Source organism: Flavobacterium sp., assembly GCF_017985075.1.
Lineage (GTDB): Bacteria > Bacteroidota > Bacteroidia > Flavobacteriales > Flavobacteriaceae > Flavobacterium.
On sequence record NZ_JAGNYF010000111.1, the window covers coordinates 1 to 2646 of the forward strand.

At 33.0% G+C, this 2646-nt stretch carries 3 protein-coding genes; 1 reads left to right on the forward strand and 2 read right to left on the reverse strand.

The features are described from left to right. Nucleotides 1-845: choice-of-anchor J domain-containing protein (locus KA468_RS11055; RefSeq protein WP_291242988.1), on the reverse strand; the 845-nt coding region annotated here is incomplete at its 3' end. Nucleotides 846-1006: 161 nt separating this feature from the next. Between KA468_RS11055 and hflX the strand changes: the two genes are divergently transcribed. Continuing rightward, on the forward strand, nucleotides 1007-2236 hold the full coding sequence (gene hflX, locus KA468_RS11060; protein WP_291242989.1) for a GTPase HflX: 1230 nt from the start codon (nucleotides 1007-1009) through the stop codon (nucleotides 2234-2236). A gap of 158 nt (nucleotides 2237-2394) precedes the next feature. Here the strand turns inward: hflX and KA468_RS11065 are convergent. Further along, nucleotides 2395-2646, reverse strand: a 252-nt coding sequence (locus KA468_RS11065; RefSeq protein WP_291242990.1) for a DUF2480 family protein, incomplete at its 5' end; no start/stop codon positions are given.

The following is a 2646-nucleotide window of genomic DNA, read 5'->3' on the forward strand; positions in this document are numbered from 1 at the left end:
GTTTGAAAACTTCTTGGTCCAAACCAATCACTTGGAAAACCACTAGTACAAACGGAACGTACCTGAAATTTATATAACGTATTTGGTAATAAAATTGGTGTTGCAGGTAGTGGTGGATTTGTTGCAGTAAACGGATTTGTAGTTACATTTGTGTAAGTAGGCACACCTGTAAATGCACTTGCAAAAGGCACTACTTCAACTTCCCAAGCAGTAATTCCGCCTGGATTTCCCCAGCTTAATACAGCACTCGAAGTAGTTTCGTTTGCTGTTGCTAATGGTCCAATTGGCGCATTACATTTAGGTACTACGTTTACGTTATCAATTAACCATCTGTCCCCATTATCATTTGTCATTACAAAAGCAATGTAAATAGTAGAACCTGCTGCATATGTAGCGGGTAAATCAATTACTTTTTCTTCATAAACATTAGACAAAGCAGTTAAAGAAGCCTCATCATATGAAATAAGATTGGTAAAACTTGAAGGGTTAGTTTGTGAAGTTGTTGAAATTTTGATATCAAATAAACTTCCTTGAACCCCAGTTTGAATGGTTTTGGTATAAAATCGTAACTGACCATTTGCTGGCACAGTAACTGCAGAAGTAACCATCCAGTCAATTGCTTGACCTGTGGCTACATTTTCTTTGTTAATCATTGCTGATTTACCTGTAGATCCATAGGTGAAAACACCTAAGTTCGTTTCAGACCAACTCTGAACTGTACCTGTTCCTGTTTCAAATGTTGTCCAACCAGTTGGTGGAAATGTTGCGCCTTCAAAGTTTTGGGATAATTGTCCAAAAACGCTGAAACCTGCGAACATAAATAATAATAAAAGTAGTTTTTTCATTATAGTATTTTTGTGTTTAAATTATGTAAGTAATAACAAATGTAATAAGATTTTAGAGTATCACTAAATTAATCGATATAATGCATTAAAAAATCGATAAAAGACAACAATGTTATTTATTCGAAATTATTGGCTATTTTTGTGAATATTTTACAAAACTTATGCTAGAAGTTGAAAAACATATCTTTGAAAGAACCGCAATTGTTGGACTTATCACTCAAAACCAAAACGAAGAAAAACTTAATGAATATTTAGACGAGTTAGAATTTTTAACCTTTACGGCTGGCGGTGAAGTAGTGAAACGTTTTTGGCAAAAGACAGATAAACCGCATCCTAAAACGTTTGTAGGTACTGGAAAACTTGAAGAAATTAAAACGTACATCAAAGAATATGATATCAATTCGGTAATTTTTGATGACGAATTAACGCCCTCGCAACAAAAAAACATCACAAGAGAATTAGATTGTAAAGTTTTAGATCGTACCAATTTAATCTTAGATATTTTCGCACAACGTGCCGAAACGTCTTATGCAAGAACACAAGTAGAATTAGCACAATGCCAATATTTATTACCTAGATTAACAGGAATGTGGACGCACTTAGAACGTCAACGCGGTGGAATTGGTATGCGTGGTCCTGGTGAAACAGAAATTGAAACCGATAGACGAATTGTAAGAGATAGAATTTCCTTACTAAAAGAAAAAATTAAGGTAATAGACAAACAGATGTCAACCCAAAGAGGGAATCGTGGCGCAATGGTTCGAGTGGCTTTAGTGGGTTATACCAACGTGGGAAAATCAACTTTAATGAATGCTGTTGGGAAAAGCGAAGTATTTGTAGAAAATAAACTGTTTGCTACCCTTGACACTACGGTTAGAAAAACGGTTATTAAAAATTTACCTTTCTTGCTTTCCGATACGGTTGGTTTTATTAGAAAACTCCCTACGCAATTGGTAGATTCTTTTAAAAGTACCTTAGATGAAGTACGAGAAGCTGATTTACTTTTACACGTAGTAGATATTTCTCATCCTGAGTTTGAAGATCATATTGCTGCTGTAAATAAAATTTTATTAGATATTAAAAGTGCCGATAAACCAACAATTATGGTTTTTAATAAAATTGACGCGTACAAATATGTGAAAATTAATGAAAGCGACGAAACTATTGAAAAAACATCAAAAAATTTTTCACTTCAAGATTGGGAAAAAACGTGGATGAGTAATTTAGGCGAAAACAACACGCTTTTTATTTCAGCTACGGAAAAAGAAAACTTTGAAGCTTTTAGAGAAAAAGTTTATGAAGCGGTGCGAAGCATTCATATCAGTCGTTTTCCGTATAATAAATTTTTATATCCAGATTATAAAGATGTAATTGAGGAAGAAGAAAATTAGATTCCAAAATAGAAAATCCAAATTCCAAATTCCAAAATTCGAATTTTAAAAAAATAATCACAACGTTTGTCATTCTGAAAGAATCTCACAACATTTATAAAAGCAAAACCCAGTCAAGTAAATACTTGACTGGGTTTTTTATACTTTTAATTTTGTAATTACTTCTTTTTATACAAAGGCACTGCGGAACACGCTTCACCAAACATAATGCTTTTTGCTACTTTCATTAATTTTTGAATAGCCAAAGTGTATACTTCATTAGGCACTTCTTTTTTAGAACACCCTTTTAAAATAACAGGTTTATCAAAATAATCTGTGTAGTCTAATTTGTTTAAAATATCTTGATACCAATCGATAATTGCCAACTCTTTAGAGCCTTGAATTACTTTTAAAGCAAATGGCGCTAAATG

Coding starts and splice junctions, on each gene's coding strand:
- hflX (WP_291242989.1), top strand. CDS start 1,007: ATGCTAGAAGTTGAAAAACATATCTTTGAAAGAACCGCAATTGTTGGA.